Origin of the sequence: Streptomyces sp. SudanB5_2050, from assembly GCF_964272335.1 — a bacterium.
GTDB classification, from domain to species: Bacteria; Actinomycetota; Actinomycetes; order Streptomycetales; family Streptomycetaceae; genus Streptomyces; species Streptomyces rochei.
The window spans coordinates 637410-659452 of the sequence record NZ_OZ186760.1 but is presented as its reverse complement, the minus strand read 5'-3'; the positions used below and the strand labels follow the sequence as shown (position 1 = coordinate 659452).

Sequence of the window (22043 nt, the reverse complement as noted above, 5' to 3'; positions counted from 1 at the left end):
GGTCAGCTCCTGCGGTTTCCGCCGGTCAGGGCCTTGCCGGCCGGGATGCGGATGACATAGCCGCCGTCGAGGGCGGAGGTGGAGCGGGCCGGGATCTCGACCCGCCACAGACGGGTGCCGGGCGCGTGCCGCTCGGGGTCGGTGCCGGCCTCGGGGGCCCGCCAGTCCGCCCTCTCCTCGATCCTGACGTCCGCGTCGGAGGTCACCGGCACCCGTTCGCGCACCTCCACGGTGACGGGCACCGGCAGGCGGTTGGCCAGCTCCACGTGGACCCGGTGGTCGAGGACGGTCACGTTGTTGCGCAGCCCCGCGGTCGACTCGTGCAGGTTCGTCCGGCGGGTGACCCCGATGGCCTCCTCGGTGCCCAGCCCCACGCGGCACACGCCACCGGGGGCGAGGTTGGGCAGTGCCGTGGTCAGCAGGAACTCCCCGTCGGCCGTGACCTCCAGCGGGCCTGCCAACAGGGCCTGGTCGGTGGCGTTGGAGAGGACCAGCGTCGTGTAGACCGACTGCTCCACCGACGGGACGCACAGGTACTCGGTCCGCAGGCCGACCGCCACCTCGCCGACGGTGATCGTGTGCCACGTACCGTCCGAGGGGACGTCGGCGCGCGCGGCGGCGTCGTAGCGGTGGTCGAAGGAACCGGCCGACTCGCGGGGACGTACCGCGTGGCCCGGCAGCGGCAGCGCGGCCACCGCCTCGGCGCGCCGGCGGTGCTCGGCGGCCACCGGGTCGGCGGCCGACTCGGGGAACAGCCGTCCGCGGCGCTCCGGCGGTCCGTCGGGGCCGTGCAGGACCAGTGCGGCGTAGTCGAGTTCCGCACCGCTCGGCCGCGGGGGCCCGGTCGCCGGGGCCGGTGGTGGGGCGGGTGCGGCCCGTGGGGCGGACGCGGGTGCCGGTGCGGCCCGGCCGGGGGCCGCCGGAGCGGCCGGCCGGGGCCCACCGGCCTTTCGGAGGGCGGGGGGAGGGGTCCGGTCGGGCGCCGTACCGCCGGGCACGGCGGACTCGCCGCCCTCGGGCATGCCGCCCGGTGCGGGCAGCGCCCCCGCGGGCGCGCCGTACCCGTAGGCAGCCGCCGTCGGAGAAGGGGGCGGGGGAGGCGGCGGCGGGGGAAGCGGGGACGGCGGCACGGGGGCGCCTGCTCGGGCGGGCGTCGCGGTGCCGGACTTCGGCCGCGGACCCGCCGCGTCGTAGCCGCCGAACAGGTCGTCGAGCCCGCGCGGGGGCTGACGCCATCCCGACGAGGCCGGAGCGGGCTGCTCCCGTCCGATGCGGATCGAGCGGAGCCGGGGCACATCGGCACGCCTGCGCAGGTCGGCCGTGGCCAGGGAGACCCGGACGCCGGTCCAGTCCTCACCGGTGCGCTGCGCGACGGACGCCCGCAGCAACAGCCGTCCGTCGCTCCCGCCCCGCCGGTGGGCGAGCCGGTACGCCGGCACCCAGACGGCACCGGGCACCCCGTACTCCACCTCCACCTCGACCTCGACGTCCGCGTCCCCGTGCCCCGCGAGGGTCACGGCCGCGCACAGCGTGGTCCCCGAACGCGCGTCGGGCGTGTCGGTTGAGGCGCGGGAGAGCCGGTCCACGGCGACGTCCAGCTCGTGCCGGACGTGCGTCAACTCCTCCTCGATCTCGCGCAGACGGGCGTGCGAGGCCGTCAGCCGCGCGTCCACGAACTCGGCCAGGGCCAGCCAGGCGTCGACGGGTGTGCGGCGGTGCGGGGAGTCCTCCGCGCGGGGCGGCGGCACCGGGCGCAGCGCCGCCACCTCGTCGATCAGCCCACGCTGCCGGTCCCGGCGGGCGCGGAGGGCGTCGACGGCGTCGCGGAGCCGCTCCACCTCACGCCGCAGCTCCCCGGTGGGGCGGCTGTCGGGTGATTCCGCCTCCGCCACCGCTCTGGCCTCGGTGACACGCACCCCGCCGGCGCCGACGACCCGCACCCGCAGCGAACCGGGGTCCGCCGAACGGGGCAGGCCGGTCACCCGGACCCGTCCGTCCCGGGGCACCGTGCCGCGGGCGAGCCGGCGGCAGAGGGCGCCCTGTGCGTACACCACCACCGAGTCGAGCGTCGATGCCCACCTCGGGACCGCCTCAGCCTTCATGTGCTCCCCCACACGCGGTGTCACTCCCGGGGGAACTCTATGCCGGATGCCGCCCGAGCGGGCCCTCCCCTCCGACGCCGGACTCCGGCACTCACAGGGACTGGGCGGTGGAGCGGATGGCGGAGATGTCGAACTGGAGCCTGACCTTCTCGCTGACCATGCTGCCGCCCGCCTCGAGCCGCTGGTTGTAGACGAGCCCCCAGTCGCGGCGGTCGATGGTGGTGGTGCCGTCGAAGCCCGCACGCTCGTACCCGAAGGGGTCCATGACCGAGCCGAGGTAGTCCAGTTGGAGGTCGACGGACCGGGTGGTGCCACGGATCGTGAGGTCCCCCGTCATCCGGAAGCTCTCCCCGCCCTCGTGCACGGTCGAGGTGCTGCGGAACGTCATCTCCGGGTACCGGCGCGCGTCGAAGAAGTCCTTGCCGACGAGGTGCGCGTCGCGCTGTTCCACACCGGTGTCGACGCCGGCCACCCGGATGACGAGTTCGGCCCGCGACTCGGAGGGCCGCGCCCCGTCGAAGTAGAGCGCGCTGTCGTAGTCGGTGAAGGCCCCGCGGACGGTCGTCACCATGGCGTGGCGCACGGAGAAACCGATCCGGCTGTGCGGGCGGTCGATGGTCCAGTGCCCGGTCAGCGCGCGCAGCGCCGGGTCGAGCGAGGCGTCGGCCGCCGAGGCGCCCCCACCGGGCCGACCGGCGGCCACGGCCGACGGCGGTTCGATTACGGCGGTCTGGCGACGGCTGAAGATACCCATGAGACGTGGCCCTTTCGAGTCGGAACACTCGGTGTTACCACGTCGTCGGCCGATCGGACGGGGGGAGATGTGCCCTCTCGTCCGGGTTCCATGACGCCGACCGGAAAGCTGCACAAGATCAACGAATCGAGTGCGCGGACGCGTGTGGACCCGGCACCCCGTCCGTCCGGCGGACAGCGACCAGCGCGCCGGGGCAGCGGTACGCCCCGCGACCACGTCCCCGCCCGGGCTACTCGGCGGGGTCCTCCTCCGCCTGCCGGACGGCGCGTTTGACCGCCGTCTCGATCACTTCCGCCGGGCGGCCGCTGACCTTGGCGTGATCGGCGATCGCCGCTTGCGCGGCCCGGGCGGCCTCCTGCCAGGCCCGCTGCTGCGCTTCGAACTCTTCGCCGTCGAGCCCGGCGAGCCGGGCACGCTGCTCTTCCGCCGCCCGCTCGAGGCTGATCAGATCCTGGGGAACGTCCACGCCGCCGATCCTAGGCGCGGACCCGGCCGAGCACCGGCCCCGACCCGCGGACCGTGCGGGCGGCGCCGACGGTGTGCCCGCGGACTCGTGCCTCGGCGCGGAAAGCGGGCAGAGGAAGGGGGACACCGGCTACGTGCGGAGGAACGATGAGCGAGTACCCCCGGCTGCTGCAGACCGTGCTGGACACCACCGACCCGAGGCGACTGGCCGAGTTCTACAGGCGGTTGCTCGGGTTGGCGTACCGCCCGGGGGACGAGCCGCCGGCGGACGGCGCGCCCGAGGAGCCCGACTGGCTCGTGCTGCGTTCGCCCGACGGGACGAACCGCCTCGCCTTCCAGCTGGTGGACCGCCTGCCCCGGACGACATGGCCGTCGCACGACGTTCCCATGCAGGCGCACCTCGATCTCACCGTGCCCGACACCGGGGCACTCGCCCGCCAGCGCCGCAGGGCCGAGGAGCTGGGCGCGGAACTCCTGCTCGACCGTTCCGACGACCCGGAGGAGCCGCTCTTCGTCTTCGCGGACCCCTCCGGTCATCCGTTCTGCGTCTTCGTCTCCGCTGCGCCGTGAGCCACGGGGGTGACGGCGTGCGCCGGGGCGCGCCGGCGGCCCGGGAGGACGACGCGTCGGGTCAGTCCCCGACCGTCGCGGACCGTACGGCCGGGACCGACGCCCCGACGGAAGCCGAGAAGTTCTCCTCGACCTCGGCCTTCTCGGCCGCGTTCGGGTAGGGGTTGGTGCACGATACGCCCGCGCTGGAGCCCGACATCAAGCTGGAGCAGGGGCCGGGCTTGCGGTCGGGCAGGCCCAGGATGTGACCCAGCTCGTGGGAGGAGATGCGCACCGTGTCGTAGCCCTGGTTCACGGCCTGGCGGCCGATGTAGACGGTGCCGCTGCCCAGGGGACCGGGCAGGGCGCGGGGCCAGCCGTTGTCGGCGAGCACGCGGATGTCGGCGCGCCGGCCGGACGCGGCCGGGCGCAGTTCCACACCGTCGACGCTCTCGTTCCAGATGGCCGCGCCCCGGTCCACCGCGGACCTGAACTCCGCGGCGCCGCTCGCGTCGTAGGTGACGACCCGGGCCGCTGCCGGGGCGAGGGCGGTGGCACCGGTCGGGGTGGCGGCGACGGCCTGGCCGCCGAGCGTCGGCAGAGCCGCCAGCAGCACGGCGGCGGCGCCGGCGCTCAGGATGCGGACGTGCATGGTCGACCTCCTTGTGGGGGGAAGGTAGTCGTGGTCATGACACCACCTGGCTCCCTGCCCACCGCACCGGGACGCCAATCCGTCATTCCGGAGCCGGGAGGTCCATCGGTACCGGCCGGCCCGTCACTTCCCGAACCGGTCGCGCGCCTCCTCGATGTGGCCCAGGTACCGGTGGGTCCAGCCGCACATGGCGTCGACCGTGGTGCGCAGGGCCCGGCCCGGCTCGGTGAGCGTGTACTCCACCCGCGGCGGCACCGTGGGGTACACCGTCCGCTCCAGCAGACCGTTGCGCTCCAGCATGCGCAGGTTCTGGGTGAGCATCTTGTGGCTGACGCCCTCCACCTCGTCGCGCAGCTCGCTGAACCTCAGGGTGCCCTCGCCGAGCGCCTCGATGATCAGGAGCGCCCATTTGTTGGCGACGTCGGAGAAGATCTCCCGCGCCAGGGAGTCCGCCCGCCTCAGATCCGCGTCCTCGGGCAGGCCCTTGAGCAATTGTTTGGTCACCATCAGGTTCCTCAGTCACCGAAAAGTGCGTTCTTCCAGGTCGGCGCCCACTCTCCTACAGTCTCCCAGTAACCACAAGAGAGTGAAGCGAAGGGTGAACACCGTGAGCGTCATCGACGCCTTCCACCACCGGGTCCCGGCCGAGGACGAGTTCGGCTACTCGCAGGCGATCAGGTCCGGCGACCTGATCCACGTCTCCGGACAGCTCGCGCTCGACCCGGCGGGCGAGTTCGTCCACGCGGACGACTTCGCCGCCCAGCTCGAGCGGACGTACGCCAACGCCGACAAGGTCCTGGACCACTACGGCGCCACCCGGAACCAGGTCGTCTCACAGACCCTGTACGTGGTGGACCTGCGCCACAACGCCGAGGCGGCGGCCGCGGGCAATCGGGCCTACTTCGGTGAGCACCGCCCGGTCAGCACGGTCGTCGGCGTCACCGAACTGACCTTCCCCGGCCAGGTCGTCGAGATCGCCTTCGTCGTCGACCGGAGGCTGCCCGCCTGACCTCCGGCACCACCGGGCTCAGGACGACAGCACGCGGTCGAGCGCCGCCCGGCCGGCGGGGCCCCAGGCCGGTTTGCCGCCGGGCAGGCCCCGGTCGCCGTCGCGGCCCGTCCGCAGGAGGAAGAGTCCCTTCAGGGCGGCCAGGCCACGGGCGCGCCGGACGGTCCCCTCGTCGGCGCGCCCGTATGCCTCGAAGAAGCGCGGGGCGGCGCCACGGGGCAGCAGCACCCACGCGGCCGCGAGGTCCCACGCCGGGTCGCCGGCGAACATGTCGCCGAAGTCGAGCACACCGCTGAGGGCCCCGTCCGAGACGACCACGTTCGCGGGATGGAGGTCACCGTGCACCCACACCGGCGGTCTCTCCCAGCCGGGTGCCGCGACGGCGTCGTCCCAGACGGCCCGGAGACCGTCGGCGATGTCGCCGGGGGCGACGGCGTCGAAGAAGTGGTCGAAGCCGTCCGTGCAGTCCTTCGGGTGGGCGCCGCGGTCCGAGGCGGTCGGAGCGTCGGCGGGTGCCTCCACGTGCAGGGCCTTGAGGAAGTCCGCCAGGCGGTCGGCCGAGTCGTCACCGCGACCGATCGGGCTCCGGTCCAGCGGCTCGCCGGGGACCCAGGTCATGACGGTCCAGGGCCTCGGGAAGCGCGCGGACGGCTCGCCGATCCGGACGGGGCTGGGAACGGGCAGCGGCAGACGCGGGGCCAGGACGGGCAGCCACCGGCGCTCCTTGTACTGGAGACCCGGGGCACGCTCCGTGCGGGGCATGCGCACGGCCAGCCCGTCCCCCAGACGCCACTGCTGGTTGTCCCATCCACCGGCCACCTCACGCAGGGCCAGTCCCGCCAGATCGGGGTGCTGCTCCCGCAGCAGATCGCGTACGAGGGCCGCGGTGATCCCGGGTGTGGAGTCGGTCATGCCGGTCCACGGTACGGGGCGGGCAGCGGCCGGTCCCGCCGGGAGAGCCAAAAAAGTGTCGGCGGTGATGTCGAGAACCCGTGACCGGCTCCGTCCCTGCTATGAACGCGACCACAATGGGCCGCACGCACCGAGGAGACGACGATGGCCAAGTACCTGTTGCTGAAGCACTACCGGGGCGCACCGGCGGCGGTCAACGACGTGCCGATGGACCAGTGGACACCCGAGGAGATCTCGGCCCACATGCAGTACATGCGGGACTTCGCGGACCGGCTCGAGAAGACCGGCGAGTTCGTCGACGGTCAGGCACTCGCCCCCGAGGGGACATGGGTCCGGTACGACGGTGAGGGGCGCCCGCCGGTCACCGACGGTCCGTTCGCCGAGACCAAGGACCTCATCGCCGGCTGGATGGTGATCGACGTCGACAGCTACGAGCGGGCCGTGGAGCTGGCCGGGGAGCTGTCGGCGGCCCCCGGGGCGGGCGGCAGGCCGATCCACGAGTGGCTCGAACTGCGCCCGTTCTACGGAGTCTCGCCCACCGTCACGGAATGACCTCGGTCATGGACGAGGCCCTGCTCAGGAGCCTCACGCCGAGCGTCCTCACCGTCCTCGTCCGCCGCGGAGCCGACTTCGCGGCGGCCGAGGACGCCGTGCAGGAGGCGCTGGTCGAGGCGGTCCGCGTCTGGCCGGACGACCCGCCGCGCGATCCCAGGGGCTGGCTGATCACCGTCGCCTGGCGCCGGTTCCTCGACGCGACGAGGGCGGACACCGCCCGCCGCCGGCGGGAGGACCTGGCCGACCGGGAACCGGCCGCCGGACCCGCGCCCTCGACGGACGACACGCTCCAGCTCTACTTCCTGTGCGCCCATCCGTCACTGACACCGTCGTCCGCGGTCGCGCTCACCCTGCGCGCGGTAGGGGGCCTGACGACCCGGCAGATCGCGCGGGCGTACCTGGTGCCCGAGGCGACCATGGCGCAGCGCATCAGCCGGGCCAAGCGCACCGTCTCCGGCGTCCGCTTCGACCGGCCGGGCGACGTCGCCACCGTGCTGCGCGTCCTCTACCTGGTCTTCAACGAGGGCTACTCCGGCGACGTGGACCTGGCCGCCGAGGCCATCCGGCTCACCCGGCGGCTCGCGGCCGCCGTCGACCACCCCGAGGTCGCCGGGCTGCTCGCCCTCATGCTGCTCCACCACGCCCGGCGCGCCTCCCGGACCGCACCCGACGGCAGCCTGGTCCCGCTCGCCGAGCAGGACCGCGGCCGGTGGGACACCGCGTCGATCGCCGAGGGGATCGACATCCTCCAGGCCGCGCTCGCCCGCGACCGGCTCGGGGAGTTCCAGGCCCAGGCGGCCATCGCGGCGCTCCACGCCGACGCGCCCACCGCCGCCGAGACCGACTGGGTGCAGATCGTCGAGTGGTACGACGAACTGGTGCGCCTCACCGACAGCCCGGTCGTGCGGCTCAACCGGGCGGTCGCCGTCGGTGAGGCCGACGGACCGCGCGCCGGCCTGGCCGCGTTGGCCGAGCTGGACGACACCCTGCCCCGCCACGCCGCGGCGGCGGCCTACCTCCACGAGCGGGCCGGAGACCCCAGGACGGCGGCGCGGCTGTACGCCGAGGCGGCGCACCAGGCGTCCAGCCTCGCCGAACGCGATCACCTGACCCGGCAGGCCGCGAGACTCAACGCCCGCCGGCGTACGGGAGCGGGACCATGAGCCGGCCTTCCGCGGCTGCCGGGGCGGCGAGGGGAAACCGCTCGTACCGCGACGGTCAGGGGTCGTTCCACGGGCGGTGCGGGCACCCCTGCCGGGCGTTCGCCCCCCCGCGGGGTTGCCGGACGCGTTACGAACTGTTCCGATCATGGCCCCGGCGGGATGCCCGGGCCCACGGCCACGGGCACCCGTGGAAGTGACAGGGAAGGAGTCCCGGCATGACACCGAAGCACCCCAGGACGGAGCTCGACGCCCGCTACAGCGCCGCGCTCAACCCGCGCCCGGGCACCGAGGACGTCACCGCCACCGACTGGGCCGAGGCCGAGCGGCGACTGCGTGCCGCCGAGGTCTTCTGGATCACCACGGTCCGGCCGGACGGCCGCCTGCACGTCACGCCCCTCATCGCGGCCTGGCACGACGGGGCGCTGCACTTCAGCACCGGACCGGGGGAGCAGAAGGCCAAGAATCTGGCCGGCAACGCCCACTGCGTCCTCACCACCGGGAACGCCTCCCTCTCCGAGGGCCTCGACCTGGTGGTCGAGGGCACGGCGGAGCGGGTGACGGACCCGGCGCGTCAGGAGGAGGTGATCGCCGCGTTCGAGGAGCAGTACGGGGACCACGTCGTCTCGCCGGAGGGCACCTTCCACGGTCTCGGCGACAGCATCCGTCAGGGCGACGACCTGCTGTTCGCCGTGGCACCGGGCGCCGCGTACGCCTTCGGGCACGACGGCCGGGTGTTCAGCCACACCCGCTACACCTTCTCCTGAGACGCCGGTTCTCCCGAGACGCCGGGCGGTCCGTGCCGGTCCGCGCCGGTCTGCGCAGGCCCTTTCCGAGTCGACCGCCCCGGCCTCCACCGCCCCTCCGCACGGGCCGACGGGCGATTGTCAGTGGCGGGTGTCACGCTGGAATCACACAGGATCTGCGAAAGGGAATCGTTGTGATCACCACCGATTTCGCCTCCGGCTCGCCCTGTTGGCTCGACCTCGGGGTCCCGGACGTCCCGGCCGCCGCGGCGTTCTACCGCGCGGTCCTGGGCTGGGAGTACGAGCCCATGACCGGGGAGGAGGGTCCGGAAGGCGGGATGTTCCGCAAGGACGGCAAGATCGTCGCCGGGCTCGGCCAGCTCACCGAGGAGGGCGCCCGCCCGGCCTGGATGATCTACCACTCCGTGGCCGACGCGGACGCCACGACCCAGGCCGTCCAGCGCGCGGGCGGCACGGTGCGCGTGGCGCCGATGGCCCTCGACGACTGGGGCCGGATGGCCCAGTACAGCGATCCGCTGGGCGGCCAGTTCGCCGTGTGGCAGCCGGGGACGACCAAGGGCGTCGAGCTGGTGGACCAGCCGGGCTCCCTGTGCTGGACGGAGCTGTACACCAGTGACGCCGCGGCGGCCAAGGAGTTCTACGGCGGTGTGTTCGGCTGGCAGTTCGGTGACATGGAGATGCCGGGCGGAGGGGGCACGTACACGCTCATCACCCCCGCCGGACTCCCCGAGGACCGCATGCACGGCGGGCTCATGCAGCTCAGGGAGCAGGACCTGGCCCTGGCGGGCGGGCGCCCCTACTGGCACCCCGTCTTCGCCGTCACCGACTGCGACGCCGCGGTCGCCGCGGTCACCGGCAACGGCGGCAGCGTGCAGATGGGCCCCGAGGACGCGGAGGGCGTCGGCCGGCTGGCCGTCTGCCTCGACCCGGCCGGCGCGGACTTCGTGGTGCTCCAGCCGAGCGAGGGCTGACCGGCGTCCGCACGGGACGGTCGGCCGCCGCCCGCCGAACGCCGCCTCCACGGGCCGGCACGGAACCTGCCCGCACGTCCTAGTCGAACGGCAGGTCGAGCAGCGGACCGTCGCCCACGGGCGGCGCCGTCAGGGACTGCTCGGTCCACACCACCTTGCCGGTCGTGGTGTAACGCGTGCCCCAGCGCTGCGCGAGCTGGGCCACCAGGAACAGGCCGCGTCCGCCCTCGTCGGTCGTGGCCGCCCGGCGCAGATGCGGGGAGGTGCTGCTGCCGTCGGAGACTTCGCAGATCAGCGCCCGCTCGCGGAGCAATCGCACATGGATCGGGTCGGACCCGTGCCGGATGGCGTTCGTGAGCAGTTCGCTGAGCATCAGCTCCGTGGTGAACGCGATGTCGTCCAGGCCCCAGGCGGACAGTTGGCGGCTGCACGCGTTGCGGACCGTGCCGACGGCCGCCGGATCGCGCGGGACGTCCCAGTCGGCGACGTCGGAGCGGTCCAGCAGCCTGGTGCGGGCCACGAGCAGCGCGACGTCGTCGCTGCGGTGCTCGGGAAGCATGGCTTCGAAGACGGCCTCGCAGATCTCCTCCGGAGTGCGCCGCCACGTCCCGGCGAGCGTGTCGCGCAGCAGCTCCACCCCCGTGTCGATGTCGCGTTCGCGCCGCTCCACCAGCCCGTCGGTGTAGAGGACGAGGGTGCTGCCCGCGGGCAGCCGCAGTTCGGCGGACTCGAAGGGGAGGCCGCCCAGGCCCAGTGGCGGCGCGACCGGAACCGCCGGGGTCTCCACGGTGCCGTCGGGGTGGATCAGCATGGGGGCGAGATGCCCCGCGCTGGAGACGCCGCAGTGGCCGGAGACCGGGTCGTACACCGCGTAGAGGCAGGTGGCGCCGGTGACCGCCTCTCCGCTCAGGTCCTCGGGATCCTCCTGGTCGAGGCGGCTGACCAACTCGTCCAGGTGGGCCAGCAACTCGTCCGGGGGCACGTCGAGGGTCGAGAAGTTCTGCACGGCGGTGCGCAGCCGGCCCATGGTGGCCGCCGCGTGCAGCCCGTGCCCGACGACGTCGCCGACCACGAGCGCGACCCTGGCACCCGGCAGCGGGATGACGTCGAACCAGTCGCCGCCGACCCGGGCCTGCGCCGGCAGGTAGCGGTAGGCGATGTCGAGCGCGCTCTGGCCGGGCAGGGCGTGCGGCAGGAGGCTGCGCTGAAGGGTCTCCGCCATCGTGTGCTCACGGGTGAAGCGGCGGGCGTTGTCGATGGCGACGGCGGCCCGGGCGGTCAGCTCCTCGGCGAAGGTCAGGTCCTCCCCGTCGAAGGGATCAGAGCCCTCGGTGCGCCAGAAGTGGGCCACCCCCAGGGGGACGCCGCGTGCCCGCAACGGCACCGCGACCAGGGAGCGGACGCCGTACGCGCGCACCGCGCCGGCACTCTCCGGGTCCTGCGCCGGCCCTCGGTCGACGGTCGTCAGATCGGCTTCCAGCACCGCCCGGCCGCCGGCCAGCGCGGTGGCCGCGGGTGTCCCCGGGGCGTCGAGCGGGACGCGGCTGCCGACCGGCCGGAAGGGGTGGTCCGGCCGAATGCCGCGCAGGGCCGCGCGCCGCATCTCCGCCGGACTGCCGGGCGGCTCCTCGCCGCGCGCCACGGCGCCCAGCAGGTCCACGGTGACGAAGTCGGCGAACCGCGGCACGGCCACGTCCGCCAGCTCCTCGGCCGTGCGCACCACGTCCAGGGAGGTGCCGACGCGCACCCCCGCCTCGTGGAGGATGTGCAGCCGCTCACGCGCGGCCTCCGCCGTGCCGGCCAGCACGCGCAGCTCCGTGGTGTCCCGCAGGGTCGCCACGTTCCCGCGGGGGCCGCCGTACGGGGCGGTGTGCCTGGTGTTGACGGACACCAGCCGGTCCCCGGCCAGGTGCACCTGGTCCGTGACGGGCCGGTCGGAGCAGAGAAGCTCGACCGTGGCCGGGTTCAGGCCCAGGTCCGTGATCCGCCGCCCGTCGCAGTCCGCCGGCAGTTCCAGCAGCCGTCGCGCCTCGTCGTTGGCCAGTACCAGACGTCCGTCGCCGCCGGTGATGAGCACGCCCTCGCGTACGGCGTGCAGCACCGCGTCGTGGTGTTCGTACATCCGGGTCATCTCGCTCGGCCCGATGCCCCGGGTCTGGCGGCGCAGCCGCCTGCTGACCAGCGCGGCGCTGCCCACGGCGAGGAGCAGCGCGACACCCGCCGAGGCCATGATCACCGGAAGCTGGCCCCGCAGGGACTCCCCGACCGTCTCCAGGCGCACGCCGGCCGCGACCAGCCCCAGGACGGAGCCGCCGTCGCCGGTGACCGGGACGACCGCGCGCGCCGCGTCCGACGGATCACCCTCGTAGATGTCGGTGAACGCCTCGCCCCGGGCCGCCCGCTCGACGTCGTCCGCCCGCTCGCCGATCAGCCGCGGGACGGTGTCGGCGTAACGGGTGCCGTCCCTCGCCATGACGACGATGAAGTCCACCCCCGTGCCCTGGTGGGCAGCCGCCACGTGCGGCTGCAACCTGGCGGTGGGGTCGTCGGACCGCAGCGCCGCGGCGATGCCCGGTGAGTGCGCGAGGGTCTCCGCTACGGCACGTGAGCGTGCCTGCGCGTCCTGTTCGGCGTCGTTGCGCGCCTGGAGGGTGAGCCCCACGACGGCCGCGACGATGAGGATCACCGCGACGACGACCTGGAGGAGGAACACCTGTCCGGCGACACTGCGCCCACGCAGACCCCACGGTCGGCCCGGGCTCCTCTCCTCGCCGGGCAGGCCCGCCGAAGGCCTGCCTGCGCGGTTCCGTCGAGCGGGACGCCCCTGCATATACCCTTTCTAGCACTTTCCGCCTGAATGCCCCCTGCGTACGGTGCGGCGGCAGGTGGCCGGTGCGGCCGGTGCGTCGGGCCGTGCGGGGGTCAGGAGCGGCTGATGCCGGCGGTGGGCGGGCGGAAGCAGGCGATGACCGTCTTGCCGTCCGGGCACGGGCGGGTCTCCCACTCGTCGGCGAGCGCGTCGACGAGGAACATGCCGCGCCCTCCCGGCCGTTGGGCGCTGGGGGGACGCGTGGTCGGCAGTTCGCCGGACGCGTCGTGCACCGCGACGTGCAGGCAGCGACCGTCCCAGGTCATGACCAACTGGGCGGAGGTGCGGGCGTGGACGTGGGCGTTGGTGACCAGTTCGGAGACGGTGAGCAGTACCGCGTCCACGGTCGAGGGCGCGCCGTCGGTCCAGTCGAGCGTCCGCAGATGCTCGAGTGCCCAGTCGCGTGCCGTCTTCGGGGTGCTCCCCATGGGCAGCGACCGGGCCCAGCCCACTGCCCTCAGCGACGATTCATCCACTGCCGTTCCCCCAGCCGGGTGAGACTCCGTGGCCGTCGAGTACCCCCGACCGGGGGAATGAAGCGGGGGAGTCACGCGGAGTCGGCCCCCGGGGCCCGGTGGGTCTCGGCGAAGTCCAGGAGCAGTGCGGCGGTCCGCCGGGGCTCCTCCAGGATGGGCGTGTGCCCGGCGCCGGGCAGCAACTCCACCCTCGCTCCCGGGACCACGCGGTAGTCGGCCGCGGAAGTGGGGCGCCATCTGCGGTCCTGGTCGCCGAAGACGACCAGGAGCGGCTTGCCCAGCACCGCCAACCGGTCCGGCAGCGCCCGCTTCTTGAGGTAGTCGGTGGTCGCCCGCATCGAGGCCGTGACCGCGTGATGCGTCATGCCGCGCAGTTCGTCCACGAGTTCCTGGGGGACCGGGTGTCCCGCACGGAACCCGGTGCTCGCGAACCGGCGGATCTGATCGTCCGTCGGCGGCCACCGCGCGGGGTCCAGCGGCATGGGCTCAGCGGCGATGAAGGCGTCCAGGGCGGGGCCGGTGTTGACGAGCACCAGCGCGGTCACCAGGTCGGGGCGTTGCTCGGCGAGGGCGGTGACGGCGCAGCCGCCGCTGGAGTGGCCGACGGCCAGGACGTGCGCGACGCCGAGCCGGTCCAGGGCCGTGCCGAGGGTGCGCGCCTGTTCGGAGGTGTCGTACGCACGGCCGGCCGGTTCCGCCGAGCGGCCGTGTCCAGGCAGGTCGACACGGATGACGTGATGGGACGGGGTGAGGAACGGGACCAGCGCGTCCCACGACCGGCCGGAGGTGGCGGATCCGTGGACGAGCAGGAGCGCGGGAGCGTCGCGCGGGCCGTCCCGGCGGACCAGGAGGTCACCGGAATCCAGGCGGAGGACGGATTCCTCGGTGGTGCGGTCGTCGCCGGTCGCGGACGGGGTGACTTCGGAAGGGGTCATGGGCTCACGGTCCCCGACGGTGCGCTCCCGCGGCTTGGACGAATGTTCCCCGTGTCCGCGTAGCATGCGGGGATGGTTCCCCCCATGGGCGCGTGCGACGGCTCGGCCGGTTGGGGCGTGGCACGTCCACGGCGTCCCAGCCGAATCCCCGGTGTCGACATGGCCGGGTTCCGGGTGCCGGGTCCGCTCGTCGGCGACCTGCGCGTGGTGCCCCATCCGGCCGTGATGCTGATCCTCGAGTTCGGATCGGAGACCCCCACCGTGGGCGACGGTGCCGGGCGGTGCCTGCGGGGAAGTCTCGTGGCCGGCCCCGGATTCGGCTCCGGAGGCGGGGTGCGCGCCTGGGGGAAAGGGGTCGAGTGCGTGCAGGTGCGCCTGTCGCCGGTGGTCGCGGGCGCGGTCCTGGGCGTCTGCCCGGCCGAACTGGCCCATGGCGCGGCCACCCTCGACGACCTGTGGGGCGGCGAGGCGACATGGATCCGCGAGCGGCTGGGCGGTGCGGACTCGTGGCAGGACCGCTTCGACTTCGTGGACGCACTCCTCGCCCGGCGCCGCGCGACGCGTCCACCGGTGGACCCGGAGGTGGCCTGGGCATGGCGGCGCATCGTGGCCGGCGGGGGCCTGGTCCGGGTCGACCGTCTGGCGGCCGAAGTCGGGTGGAGCCGCAAGCGTCTGTGGTCCCGGTTCCGTTCCGGTGTGGGCGTGCCGCCGAAGCGTGCCGCGAAGCTGGTCCGCTTCGGCCGCGCTGTGCACCGGCTGGTCGCGGGCGAGGACGCCGCCCGGGTCGCGGCGGACGGCGGATACTGCGATCAGTCCCATCTCCACCGGGACGTCCTCGCGTTCACGGGCGCGACGCCGGGCGCGGTGGTGGGCGAACCCTTCCTGACCGTGGACGACCGGGCGTGGCCGACGTGAAGCCCGGCGGCGGTCCGGGCCACGGCCCTGCCGCGGCCGGCGGACCGCCGCCCGCGACCGGCCGGCACGGCATGGACGTCGTCGAACTCCTGGAGTCGGCCGGCCTCCTGGTGCCGGAAGAGGCCGCCACCGCGAACGACCTGTCCCTGCGGGACGTCTGGGACTGCCTGGCCCACGACGACTGGCAGGTCGCTCTGGACGTCCTGGAGGAGTTCGGCGACGGACGGCCCCTGTCCTCGGCGTTCTGGGACCGGCTCGCCGAGGCCGCCGAGCGGCTCGGTCTCGAACGGAGTGCCGCGTGGTGCCACTGGCGCTCCGCCGAGACGCGCAGCGGGATGATCCGGGCGGACCTGACCCTGCGTCCCGCCGCGGAGGCGAGACGCAGCACACCGATTCCCGGCCATGGTGTCCTGCGGCCCATGTGGGACATCGGCATCCCCGCGCCCACCGGGGGCCTCTCGGTGAGCGTCGCCGCGCTCTGGGTCGAGGACCTGCCCTGGCTGGAGCCGGGCGGCCGGGCCACCGTCCGGCTCGTTCCCCTCACACCGTCCCACTGGACGCACGTCGTCCCCGGCCGGCGGATCAACCTGCACGAGGACCGGACCGTGGCCGGTACGGCGCTGGTGCTGGAGACGCGCCCGCCGTCACCGTCTCACTGAGGCCGCCTGATGCTCTCGAAGACGCGGGCGAATCCCTCCCCTCCGTGACCGGCGTCGATCTGACGCCGGATGAGCCGCTGGACCATGGCGACCGCCTCCGTGCTGACGCCCTGGTCGGAGCTGGCCGCCAGGATGTCGCCGAGGTCGGAGAACTCGAGGCTCTGCTGCCCTTCCACGGTGTAGTCACCGCCGTCGATGACCGCGGCGAACCCCTCGAAGGCACCGGTCATGGCGGACAGCCAGGGCGCGGCCATGGCGGCGAACTCGCCCGCCCTCATACCGGACGGGGCGACCATCGCGGCGCCGTGCAGGAAGCCGGCGAACATGACGTACATCCCCGCGAGCAGCGCCAGGTCGTACAGCGACGCGAGCCCGGCGTCCTCACCGAAGTAGGTACTGGTTCCCCAGGTGTCGAGCAGCGGCTTGTACCGGTCGAAGGCGTCGGCGGACCCGCTGTAGAGGACCGAGGAGCCGGCCCTGCCGATCATGTCCGGTACGGCCATGATCCCGCCGTCCAGATAGGTGACTCCCGCGTCGGCGGCCCAGGCGGCCAGTTCCCGCGACTGAGCCGGTGACGTCGTGGTCACGTTGATCAGGGTGCGCCCGGCGAGTTCGCCGGCGAGCGGGTCGAGCACCTCGTGGACCGACGCGTGGTCCAGCAGACAGGCGATGACCAGTGGGCCGGCCCGTACCGCGTCGCGGGCCGTGGCGGCGCGTTCCGCGCCCTGGGCGACGAGGTCGTCGGCCTTCCCCGGCGAGCGGTTCCAGACCGTCGTCGTGTGTCCGTCCTTCACCAGGGCGCCCGCGAGGGCGCGTCCCATCTCTCCCAGCCCGAGGACACTCACCCGGACCTTGTCGTGGGTCGTCACAGTCGTCTTCCCTCTCGTCATTTCCCGGTGTTCACCGGTGAGTTGATCCTCTCCGTCGTCGGTAAGGTTGACCAGTACGGACTAATTAGTGGGGTACTCACCCGCGGGTGAGTACCTACGCCCGGGAGGGGCGAATGACGAAGTCGGCACGGCGCGGTCCCTACTTCTGCGGCATCGACGCGGCGATGGATGTGGTCGCCGGCAAGTGGAAGTCGCTGATCCTGTGGGAGCTCCACCACCACGGAACCCGACGGTTCGCCGAGTTGCGGCGCGGTCTGCCGGGAGTCAGCGAGAAGATGCTGATCCAGCATCTGCGGGAGATGGAAGAGGACGGGCTCGTGCACCGCGAGGTGTACCGCGAGGTGCCGCCCAAGGTGGAGTACTCCCTGACGGAGCAGGGCGTCTCGCTCAACGCCGCCCTGGCCTCACTGGGAGAGTGGGGCACCGAGCGCATGCGGCGGATCGGTGCCGAGAAGGTGTCGGTCGGGAGGGACGGGTCTCAGCCGATGGTGACGACCCGCGCCCAGGGCGGCGGTAGGTCGGGGACGTAGTCGGGGTCGTCGGTGTCGGCGTCGGCCGGGCGGGGGAACAGGCCGACCACGGTGCGACAGGGCGGCTGTGCGGAGGGCCACGGCGTCTGGCCGTCCGTCAGGGCGACGATGACGTCCGGTCGGGGCCGGGCGCGCAGGGCCCGCGCGAAACCGGCCCGCAGGTCGGTCCCGCCGCCGCCGAGGAGTTCGATGTTCTCGGCGCGGCAGACCGGGACCGCCGTGCGGGCCGCGGCGTCGCAGGAGACGAGCGTGACCAGGTCGCGCCGGCCGCCGACCGCGCGGGTGATGGCCGCGACCTCCAGCAGCGCGCTGCCGAGTTCGCCGTCGCTCACCGAGGCGGAGGTGTCGATCACGACGCAGACACGGGCCGGTGTGCGCCGAAGACCGGGCAGGAGCACACCGGGCAGGCTCGCCGAGCGGCGGGACGGGCGCCGGTAGCTGTGGTTGTCGCCGGCTCCCGGGGCGCCGATCGCGGAGCGGACCGCCGCTCCCAGCAGTTGCCGCCACGGCTGCGGCGGGTGGAACGCCTCGTCCGCCCAACGGCGCCAGCCCTCGGGCGCGTCACCGGGACGGCCCTTGATGCCCTGTGCCACCCGGAAGCGGACCGCGTCCCGCTGCCGGCGGGTCAGCCCGTGGGCACCCTCGGGCCCCAGCTCCCACGGCCGCGGCTGCCCGTCGGCGCCGCTGCCGCAGTCCAGCCAGGCCAGGTCGGCGGCGAGCGGCGACATCGACGTGGAGCGCAGGTACTCCTCCATCAGCAGCCCGGACGGCAGCCGCAGAAGGGAGGGCACCACCGCGCCCCGGGGGCGGGGCAGGCCGTCGCCGTAGATGTCGTCGTTGATCTCGAAGTCGGCGGCGATGTTGCGCCGCAGCCGCGGGCCGGGCCCGTGCTCCCCGTGCTGCCCGGCGTACCGCTCGCCCCGTGCGTGGTGATCGCGCAGGAGGTGGGAGACCTCGTGGACCCATACGCCCGCCAGTTCCTCCACCGGCATGCGCGCCACGAAGGCGGGGGACACGTAGCAGCGCCAGTGGGCGTCCACCGCCATCGTCGGCACCGACGGGTCCTCCACCACGTGCAGCGCGAACAGCGCTTCCGCGAGGTAGGGACGGACCTTCACCGCGTGCAGTCGCGCGGCGAGCAGTTTCCGGGTGTCCAGCCGGAGTTCCGGCCGCCCGGCGGGGCCACCGGCACCCGGAGGCTCCCACGGGGCGGCCTCCACCGGCCGCGGCGGCGCGGGCGGGCGCATGGGGTGCGGCAGCACCGGGCCCACCGGGCGGGACTTCGCCTGCGGGTGCGGGTGCGGGTGCGGGTGCGGGTGCGGATGCGGGTCCGGGTCCGGGTGCGGTTGCGGGTGCGGCTCGCGGCGCCGTGCGGTCCCCGTCATCGGCCCGCCCCGGAGGCCGGCCGGGTGCCGGCTCGTTCCGCGACCCGTGCCACCGACCGTTCCGCCTGCCGGGCGAGGCCGATGACCTCGGTCAGCCGCTCCACCGTCTCCGGCACCTCCCAGTCGTCGCGCCGCAGCCCGGCCAGCGCCGTCGCCGGACCGACCAGCAGGTCCGGGGCCCCGGTCTCCAGCGCCCCGGCCAGCACCGCCCAGCCCGCCTCCCACCGTTCCCGCCGCGGCCTCGCCCCGACGGCGGCGACGACCGCCTCCAGCGTCGCCTGCCGCAGGTCGCCCCGCTCGGGCAGGACGGCGGCGGCCGGGTCGGCGAGCAGGATCTCCGGGTCGGGCAGGTCCATCCGGTCCAGGTGGGCGAGGAGTTCGAGGCCCGCTCCGTCCCCCACCGCGCCCCGCACCAGCAGCGCCAGTACGTCCCGGGAGACGGAGGCCGCCGTGCCGAAGGCCAGCAGCGTCAGCGCGGCCTCCCAGCTGCGGGGCGAGGGCCAGGCGCCGCCGCGCCGTGCCTCGCTGTTCGGCAGCCGGTGGATCAGCGTGGGCCGGGCCTCGAGGAAGCCGCAGACCGCTCGCCGGGCCGACGCGACCGCCTCCGGCAGCCGTCGCGCGTCCAGCCGGGGCAGCTCCGCCCGGGGCCAGACCCCGCCCAGCCCGCGTACCACCACCTCCGGGTCGTGCGTCCAGTACAGGTGGACGAACCGGTTGGCCAGCGGCGGGCTCAGCTCCCACCCGTCCGCCGCGGACGCCCGTGGATTGGCGGCGGCCACGATCCGTACGCCGGGCGGCAGGTGCAGTGATCCCACCCGCCGTTCCAGGACGACCCGGAGAAGCGCCGCCTGGACGGCCGGGGTGGCCGTGGACAGCTCGTCCAGGAAGAGCAGGCCGCGCCCGGCCCGTACCAGCCGGACGGCCCACTGCGGCGGGGCCATCGGCACCCCCTGCGCGGCGGGATCGTCGCCCACGATCGGCAGTCCGGAGAAGTCGGACGGTTCGTGGACGCTGGCGATGACGGTGGTCAGCGGCAGGTCCAGCGACTCGGCGAGCTGCGTCAGCGCCGCGGTCTTGCCGATGCCGGGTTCACCCCACAGCAGGACCGGCAGGTCGGCGGCGACGGCCAGGGTGAGCGCCTCGAGCTGTTCGTCGGGCCGAGGCTCACTGGTGCTGGTCCGCAAGAGGGACAGGAGTGCTTCGGCGACGCCGAGTTCGGGGTCGTGGGGCGTCGCGGATCGGGACATGAGCGTGCTGGAGGTCATGGGCATCACCTGAGGTGTGAGGAGCGACGAAGGGCAGAAGTGCGTGGAACGGGGGAGGTCTGGGAGGTCAGCCGGTGAGGGCGGTGCGGGGCCGTTGCCGGCTGCCGCGCTTGGAGCGCAGGGCGCGGGGCGAACGACGGTCGGTCCGGGGGCGGTGCCCTTGTTCCGTGCGCTTCGCGCGGGCCGCCGGGTGTTCGGCGACCAGTCCGGAACGGAAGAGTCCGTCGTCGATGCGGCGGCTCGCGGCGGAGCGCAGCGCGTCCCGCAGCGGCCCGTCGCGCAGCAGCGCGCCCGGCCCGAGGAGGGACTCGACCACGGCCAGGGCCCCGGCGAAGTCGCCGTGCACGAGCCGTTCCCGCACCGCGGGCAGCGCCTCGGGGCTGCGGTGCGCGGTGTCGATGGCCCGCAGACAGGGCAACGGCGGGCCGCCCAGCGCCACCAGCAGTTCCTCCCGGCGCACCTGGTCGGGATGGTGATCGACCGCCGTCAGCACGCCGTCGCGCAGGGCGATCCGGTGGACCTCGCCCCGGCACTCCACCGTGTGCGGATCGCCTGCCCCGACCGCCGGGGCGCCTTCCGGGGCCGGGTGGGCGGCGGTCGCCGCGGGCGGCGCGCCGGGCGGCGACAGCGCCGCGGCCACCAGCGGATGCAGGTCCTCGGCCGTGATCAGGCCGGCCCGCAGCAGCTCCAGGTCCGGCGGTACGCGGACCGCCGCCTCCGGGAGCACCGGGAGAGCGGCGACTTCCTGCGGCGGCAGCGTGCCGTGCGGCGGACGCAGCGTGGGGGCGTGGCCGTCGTCCGGCGCGACCAGTTCGAACACGGTCCGGGTCCGGGCGTCGAGGCGCACCGTGAAAGCGCCGCGAGGGAGCCCGTCCGCCCGCAGCAGGTGCTCCGCTTCGGCGGCCCAGCACTCCACCGCCCAGGAGCTCCCGGGGTGTTCCCGGAGGCCGAGGCCGGTGGCCGCGCCGTGGTCCGGGCCGGCCGTCGGGCACCGCCGCGCCAGGTCGGCGCTGCGCACGGCGTCCCAGAGGTGTCGGTGCAGGTCGAGCCGGAAACGCCGGTGCGGGTGCGGGTGCGGGTGGTGCCCGGCCGGGCCGCGCCGGGAACCGTCCCACAGGGCCAGGGACATGCGCTGCCCGGCGTCCGCTTGGGCGGGCGGCGTCCGCACCACCAGGTGCACGGCCGAGGGGCCGGGGGCGCCGTAGCGGGCGAGGCTGAGCGTGAGGCCCGGGCGCAGCCGCCCGTCGGGTGCGATCCGGGGCATGTGCCAGCGCAGCAGATCCGGCGCCAGCCGACGCAGATCCGCCCGGAGGCGGGTGGCGAGTTCGGTGCCGTGGCGGTCGCGCACGGCGCGCAGATCGAGATCGACGTCGGTCCGGGCGGCGGCGCAGGCCCCCGCCCAGTCACCGACCGCACGACGGGCGGTCGCCTTCTCGATCATGGACGGTGGCACGGCGTACTCACGTACGCGTCGCCACATCAACAGGTGGGGCGGAATACCGTTCGCGAGGAGGTGAGCCATCAGCACTCACCTTGAGCGAACGATTCCCCCAATCCGTACGAGGAGAAGTTCATCATCGTGGGCAGCGTAGCCACCCGCGGATGATCTGTCACTCGAGAAGTATGCCGAGCCATTGCTCGGCACCGTAGGCCTCGAACCGCTCCACCTCGGTGAAGCCCAGCCTCGCCGCGAGGCGCATCGAGCGGACGTTGGCCGTCCGGGTGGTGAGCACCACCGGTTCGCCGGGGAGGACGGCGGCGCGCCAGGCGAGTGCCGCCGCGCACGCCTCGGCGGCGTAGCCGTGCCCCCACGCGTGCGGCAGGAACAGGCAGCCGAGGTCGAGCTTGCCCACGGCGGCGGGGCTTGGGTGCTCCACGGCCCGGGTGAGCGTGACCTGGCCGATCGTCGCCGAGCCGAGGGCGACCACGAACCGGCCGGGGCGCCGCTCGGGCGCACCGGGCATCGAGCGCTCGATCTCGGCGCGTGGCCGGGGACCACCGAGATGGGCGCCCACCTCGGGCGAGGCGAACAGCTCGACGAGCGCCGAGCGGTCCCGGGCCTCGGGTGCGCGCAGCACGAGCCGGTCGGTCTCGATCGGGGCGGGCGGCCAGGCGCCCTTCGCGAGGTCGATCATCCGGCCACCCAACCAGCCCACCCGGCGGCGTTCAAGAGCCGGCCCGCACGGTCGGCGCGAGGCCCCGGACGCGGCGAGGGCCCGGTCT

23 protein-coding genes are annotated in these 22043 nt (G+C 74.3%); 9 read left to right on the top strand and 14 right to left on the bottom strand.

Features of this window, described 5'->3' with window-relative positions; all coding sequences use genetic code 11:
- Positions 1-2 precede the first annotated feature (2 nt).
- The 3 genes from ACFZP7_RS02580 to ACFZP7_RS02570 all read right to left on the bottom strand — a co-directional run bounded on the left by ACFZP7_RS02580 (position 3) and on the right by ACFZP7_RS02570 (position 3322).
- On the bottom strand, positions 3-2102 hold the full coding sequence (locus ACFZP7_RS02580) for a DUF4139 domain-containing protein (RefSeq protein ID WP_385633741.1): 2100 nt from the start codon (positions 2100-2102) through the stop codon (positions 3-5).
- A 91-nt stretch (positions 2103-2193) separates the two neighbouring features.
- The gene (locus tag ACFZP7_RS02575; RefSeq protein WP_385633740.1) at positions 2194-2856 is read right to left on the bottom strand and encodes a YceI family protein; all 663 of its coding nucleotides are present in this window, start codon (positions 2854-2856) and stop codon (positions 2194-2196) included.
- Positions 2857-3085: 229 nt separating this feature from the next.
- A complete protein-coding gene (locus ACFZP7_RS02570) occupies positions 3086-3322 on the bottom strand; it encodes a hypothetical protein (protein ID WP_223779584.1) in 237 nt (78 codons plus the stop codon).
- A 146-nt stretch (positions 3323-3468) separates the two neighbouring features.
- Between ACFZP7_RS02570 and ACFZP7_RS02565 the strand changes: the two genes are divergently transcribed.
- Positions 3469-3891 carry a VOC family protein gene (locus ACFZP7_RS02565; RefSeq protein ID WP_385633739.1) on the top strand — a complete coding sequence of 141 codons (423 nt, stop codon included), beginning with the start codon at positions 3469-3471 and terminating at the stop codon, positions 3889-3891.
- Between the two features lie 61 nt (positions 3892-3952).
- Here the strand turns inward: ACFZP7_RS02565 and ACFZP7_RS02560 are convergent, their stop codons facing one another.
- Complete coding sequence (locus tag ACFZP7_RS02560; RefSeq protein ID WP_046249356.1) at positions 3953-4522, bottom strand: snapalysin family zinc-dependent metalloprotease; 570 nt, start codon at positions 4520-4522, stop codon at positions 3953-3955.
- 123 nt (positions 4523-4645) lie between these two features.
- A complete protein-coding gene (locus ACFZP7_RS02555) occupies positions 4646-5029 on the bottom strand; it encodes a helix-turn-helix domain-containing protein (protein WP_210951974.1) in 384 nt (127 codons plus the stop codon).
- Between the two features lie 100 nt (positions 5030-5129).
- On the opposite strand from ACFZP7_RS02555, the gene ACFZP7_RS02550 reads away from it, so the two are divergent.
- Positions 5130-5531, top strand: a complete 402-nt coding sequence (locus ACFZP7_RS02550; RefSeq protein ID WP_030969723.1) for a RidA family protein — start codon at positions 5130-5132, stop codon at positions 5529-5531.
- Between the two features lie 18 nt (positions 5532-5549).
- On the opposite strand, the gene ACFZP7_RS02545 is transcribed toward ACFZP7_RS02550, so the two are convergent.
- Positions 5550-6443: an aminoglycoside phosphotransferase family protein gene (locus ACFZP7_RS02545; RefSeq protein WP_385633738.1), complete on the bottom strand. Its 894-nt coding sequence runs from the start codon at positions 6441-6443 to the stop codon at positions 5550-5552.
- Between the two features lie 144 nt (positions 6444-6587).
- On the opposite strand from ACFZP7_RS02545, the gene ACFZP7_RS02540 reads away from it, so the two are divergent.
- The 4 genes from ACFZP7_RS02540 to ACFZP7_RS02525 all read left to right on the top strand — a co-directional run bounded on the left by ACFZP7_RS02540 (position 6588) and on the right by ACFZP7_RS02525 (position 9896).
- Positions 6588-6995, top strand: a complete 408-nt coding sequence (locus ACFZP7_RS02540; RefSeq protein WP_019324321.1) for a YciI family protein — start codon at positions 6588-6590, stop codon at positions 6993-6995.
- 8 nt (positions 6996-7003) lie between these two features.
- A complete protein-coding gene (locus ACFZP7_RS02535; protein WP_137962084.1) occupies positions 7004-8161 on the top strand; it encodes an RNA polymerase sigma factor in 1158 nt (385 codons plus the stop codon).
- A gap of 215 nt (positions 8162-8376) precedes the next feature.
- Positions 8377-8925, top strand: a complete 549-nt coding sequence (locus ACFZP7_RS02530; RefSeq protein ID WP_019324323.1) for a pyridoxamine 5'-phosphate oxidase family protein — start codon at positions 8377-8379, stop codon at positions 8923-8925.
- Positions 8926-9098: 173 nt separating this feature from the next.
- Positions 9099-9896 (top strand): VOC family protein, encoded by a 798-nt coding sequence (locus ACFZP7_RS02525; protein ID WP_031018547.1) that lies wholly within the window; start codon positions 9099-9101, stop codon positions 9894-9896.
- Between the two features lie 79 nt (positions 9897-9975).
- Here the strand turns inward: ACFZP7_RS02525 and ACFZP7_RS02520 are convergent, their stop codons facing one another.
- The 3 genes from ACFZP7_RS02520 to ACFZP7_RS02510 all read right to left on the bottom strand — a co-directional run bounded on the left by ACFZP7_RS02520 (position 9976) and on the right by ACFZP7_RS02510 (position 14176).
- A complete protein-coding gene (locus ACFZP7_RS02520; protein WP_385633737.1) occupies positions 9976-12609 on the bottom strand; it encodes a SpoIIE family protein phosphatase in 2634 nt (877 codons plus the stop codon).
- A gap of 209 nt (positions 12610-12818) precedes the next feature.
- Positions 12819-13193 (bottom strand): ATP-binding protein, encoded by a 375-nt coding sequence (locus ACFZP7_RS02515; RefSeq protein ID WP_385638314.1) that lies wholly within the window; start codon positions 13191-13193, stop codon positions 12819-12821.
- 119 nt (positions 13194-13312) lie between these two features.
- A complete protein-coding gene (locus tag ACFZP7_RS02510; protein WP_385633736.1) occupies positions 13313-14176 on the bottom strand; it encodes an alpha/beta fold hydrolase in 864 nt (287 codons plus the stop codon).
- A 159-nt stretch (positions 14177-14335) separates the two neighbouring features.
- Here ACFZP7_RS02510 and ACFZP7_RS02505 point away from each other — a divergent pair, with 159 nt between their 5' ends.
- Complete coding sequence (locus ACFZP7_RS02505; protein WP_385633735.1) at positions 14336-15091, top strand: helix-turn-helix domain-containing protein; 756 nt, start codon at positions 14336-14338, stop codon at positions 15089-15091.
- A 71-nt stretch (positions 15092-15162) separates the two neighbouring features.
- On the top strand, positions 15163-15750 hold the full coding sequence (locus tag ACFZP7_RS02500) for a hypothetical protein (protein WP_127442005.1): 588 nt from the start codon (positions 15163-15165) through the stop codon (positions 15748-15750).
- On the opposite strand, the gene ACFZP7_RS02495 is transcribed toward ACFZP7_RS02500, so the two are convergent.
- Positions 15744-16619: an NAD(P)-dependent oxidoreductase gene (locus ACFZP7_RS02495; protein ID WP_046249363.1), complete on the bottom strand. Its 876-nt coding sequence runs from the start codon at positions 16617-16619 to the stop codon at positions 15744-15746. The two genes, ACFZP7_RS02500 and ACFZP7_RS02495, sit on opposite strands and share 7 nt — an antisense overlap.
- Before the next feature lie 134 nt (positions 16620-16753).
- Here ACFZP7_RS02495 and ACFZP7_RS02490 point away from each other — a divergent pair, with 134 nt between their 5' ends.
- Positions 16754-17170 carry a helix-turn-helix domain-containing protein gene (locus ACFZP7_RS02490; RefSeq protein ID WP_019324331.1) on the top strand — a complete coding sequence of 139 codons (417 nt, stop codon included), beginning with the start codon at positions 16754-16756 and terminating at the stop codon, positions 17168-17170.
- Here ACFZP7_RS02490 and ACFZP7_RS02485 read toward each other — a convergent pair.
- The 4 genes from ACFZP7_RS02485 to ACFZP7_RS02470 all read right to left on the bottom strand — a co-directional run bounded on the left by ACFZP7_RS02485 (position 17119) and on the right by ACFZP7_RS02470 (position 21955).
- Entirely contained in the window at positions 17119-18417 is a 1299-nt protein-coding gene (locus tag ACFZP7_RS02485; RefSeq protein WP_137962082.1) for a DUF2201 family putative metallopeptidase, read from the bottom strand. The genes ACFZP7_RS02490 and ACFZP7_RS02485 overlap by 52 nt on opposite strands.
- A 134-nt stretch (positions 18418-18551) precedes the next feature.
- Positions 18552-19820, bottom strand: coding sequence for an AAA family ATPase (locus ACFZP7_RS02480; protein WP_385633734.1), 1269 nt, complete (start codon positions 19818-19820; stop codon positions 18552-18554).
- A 67-nt stretch (positions 19821-19887) separates the two neighbouring features.
- Positions 19888-21342, bottom strand: coding sequence for a hypothetical protein (locus tag ACFZP7_RS02475; protein WP_385633733.1), 1455 nt, complete (start codon positions 21340-21342; stop codon positions 19888-19890).
- A gap of 88 nt (positions 21343-21430) precedes the next feature.
- On the bottom strand, positions 21431-21955 hold the full coding sequence (locus ACFZP7_RS02470) for a GNAT family N-acetyltransferase (protein ID WP_127433033.1): 525 nt from the start codon (positions 21953-21955) through the stop codon (positions 21431-21433).
- Between the last annotated feature and the right edge of the window lie 88 nt (positions 21956-22043).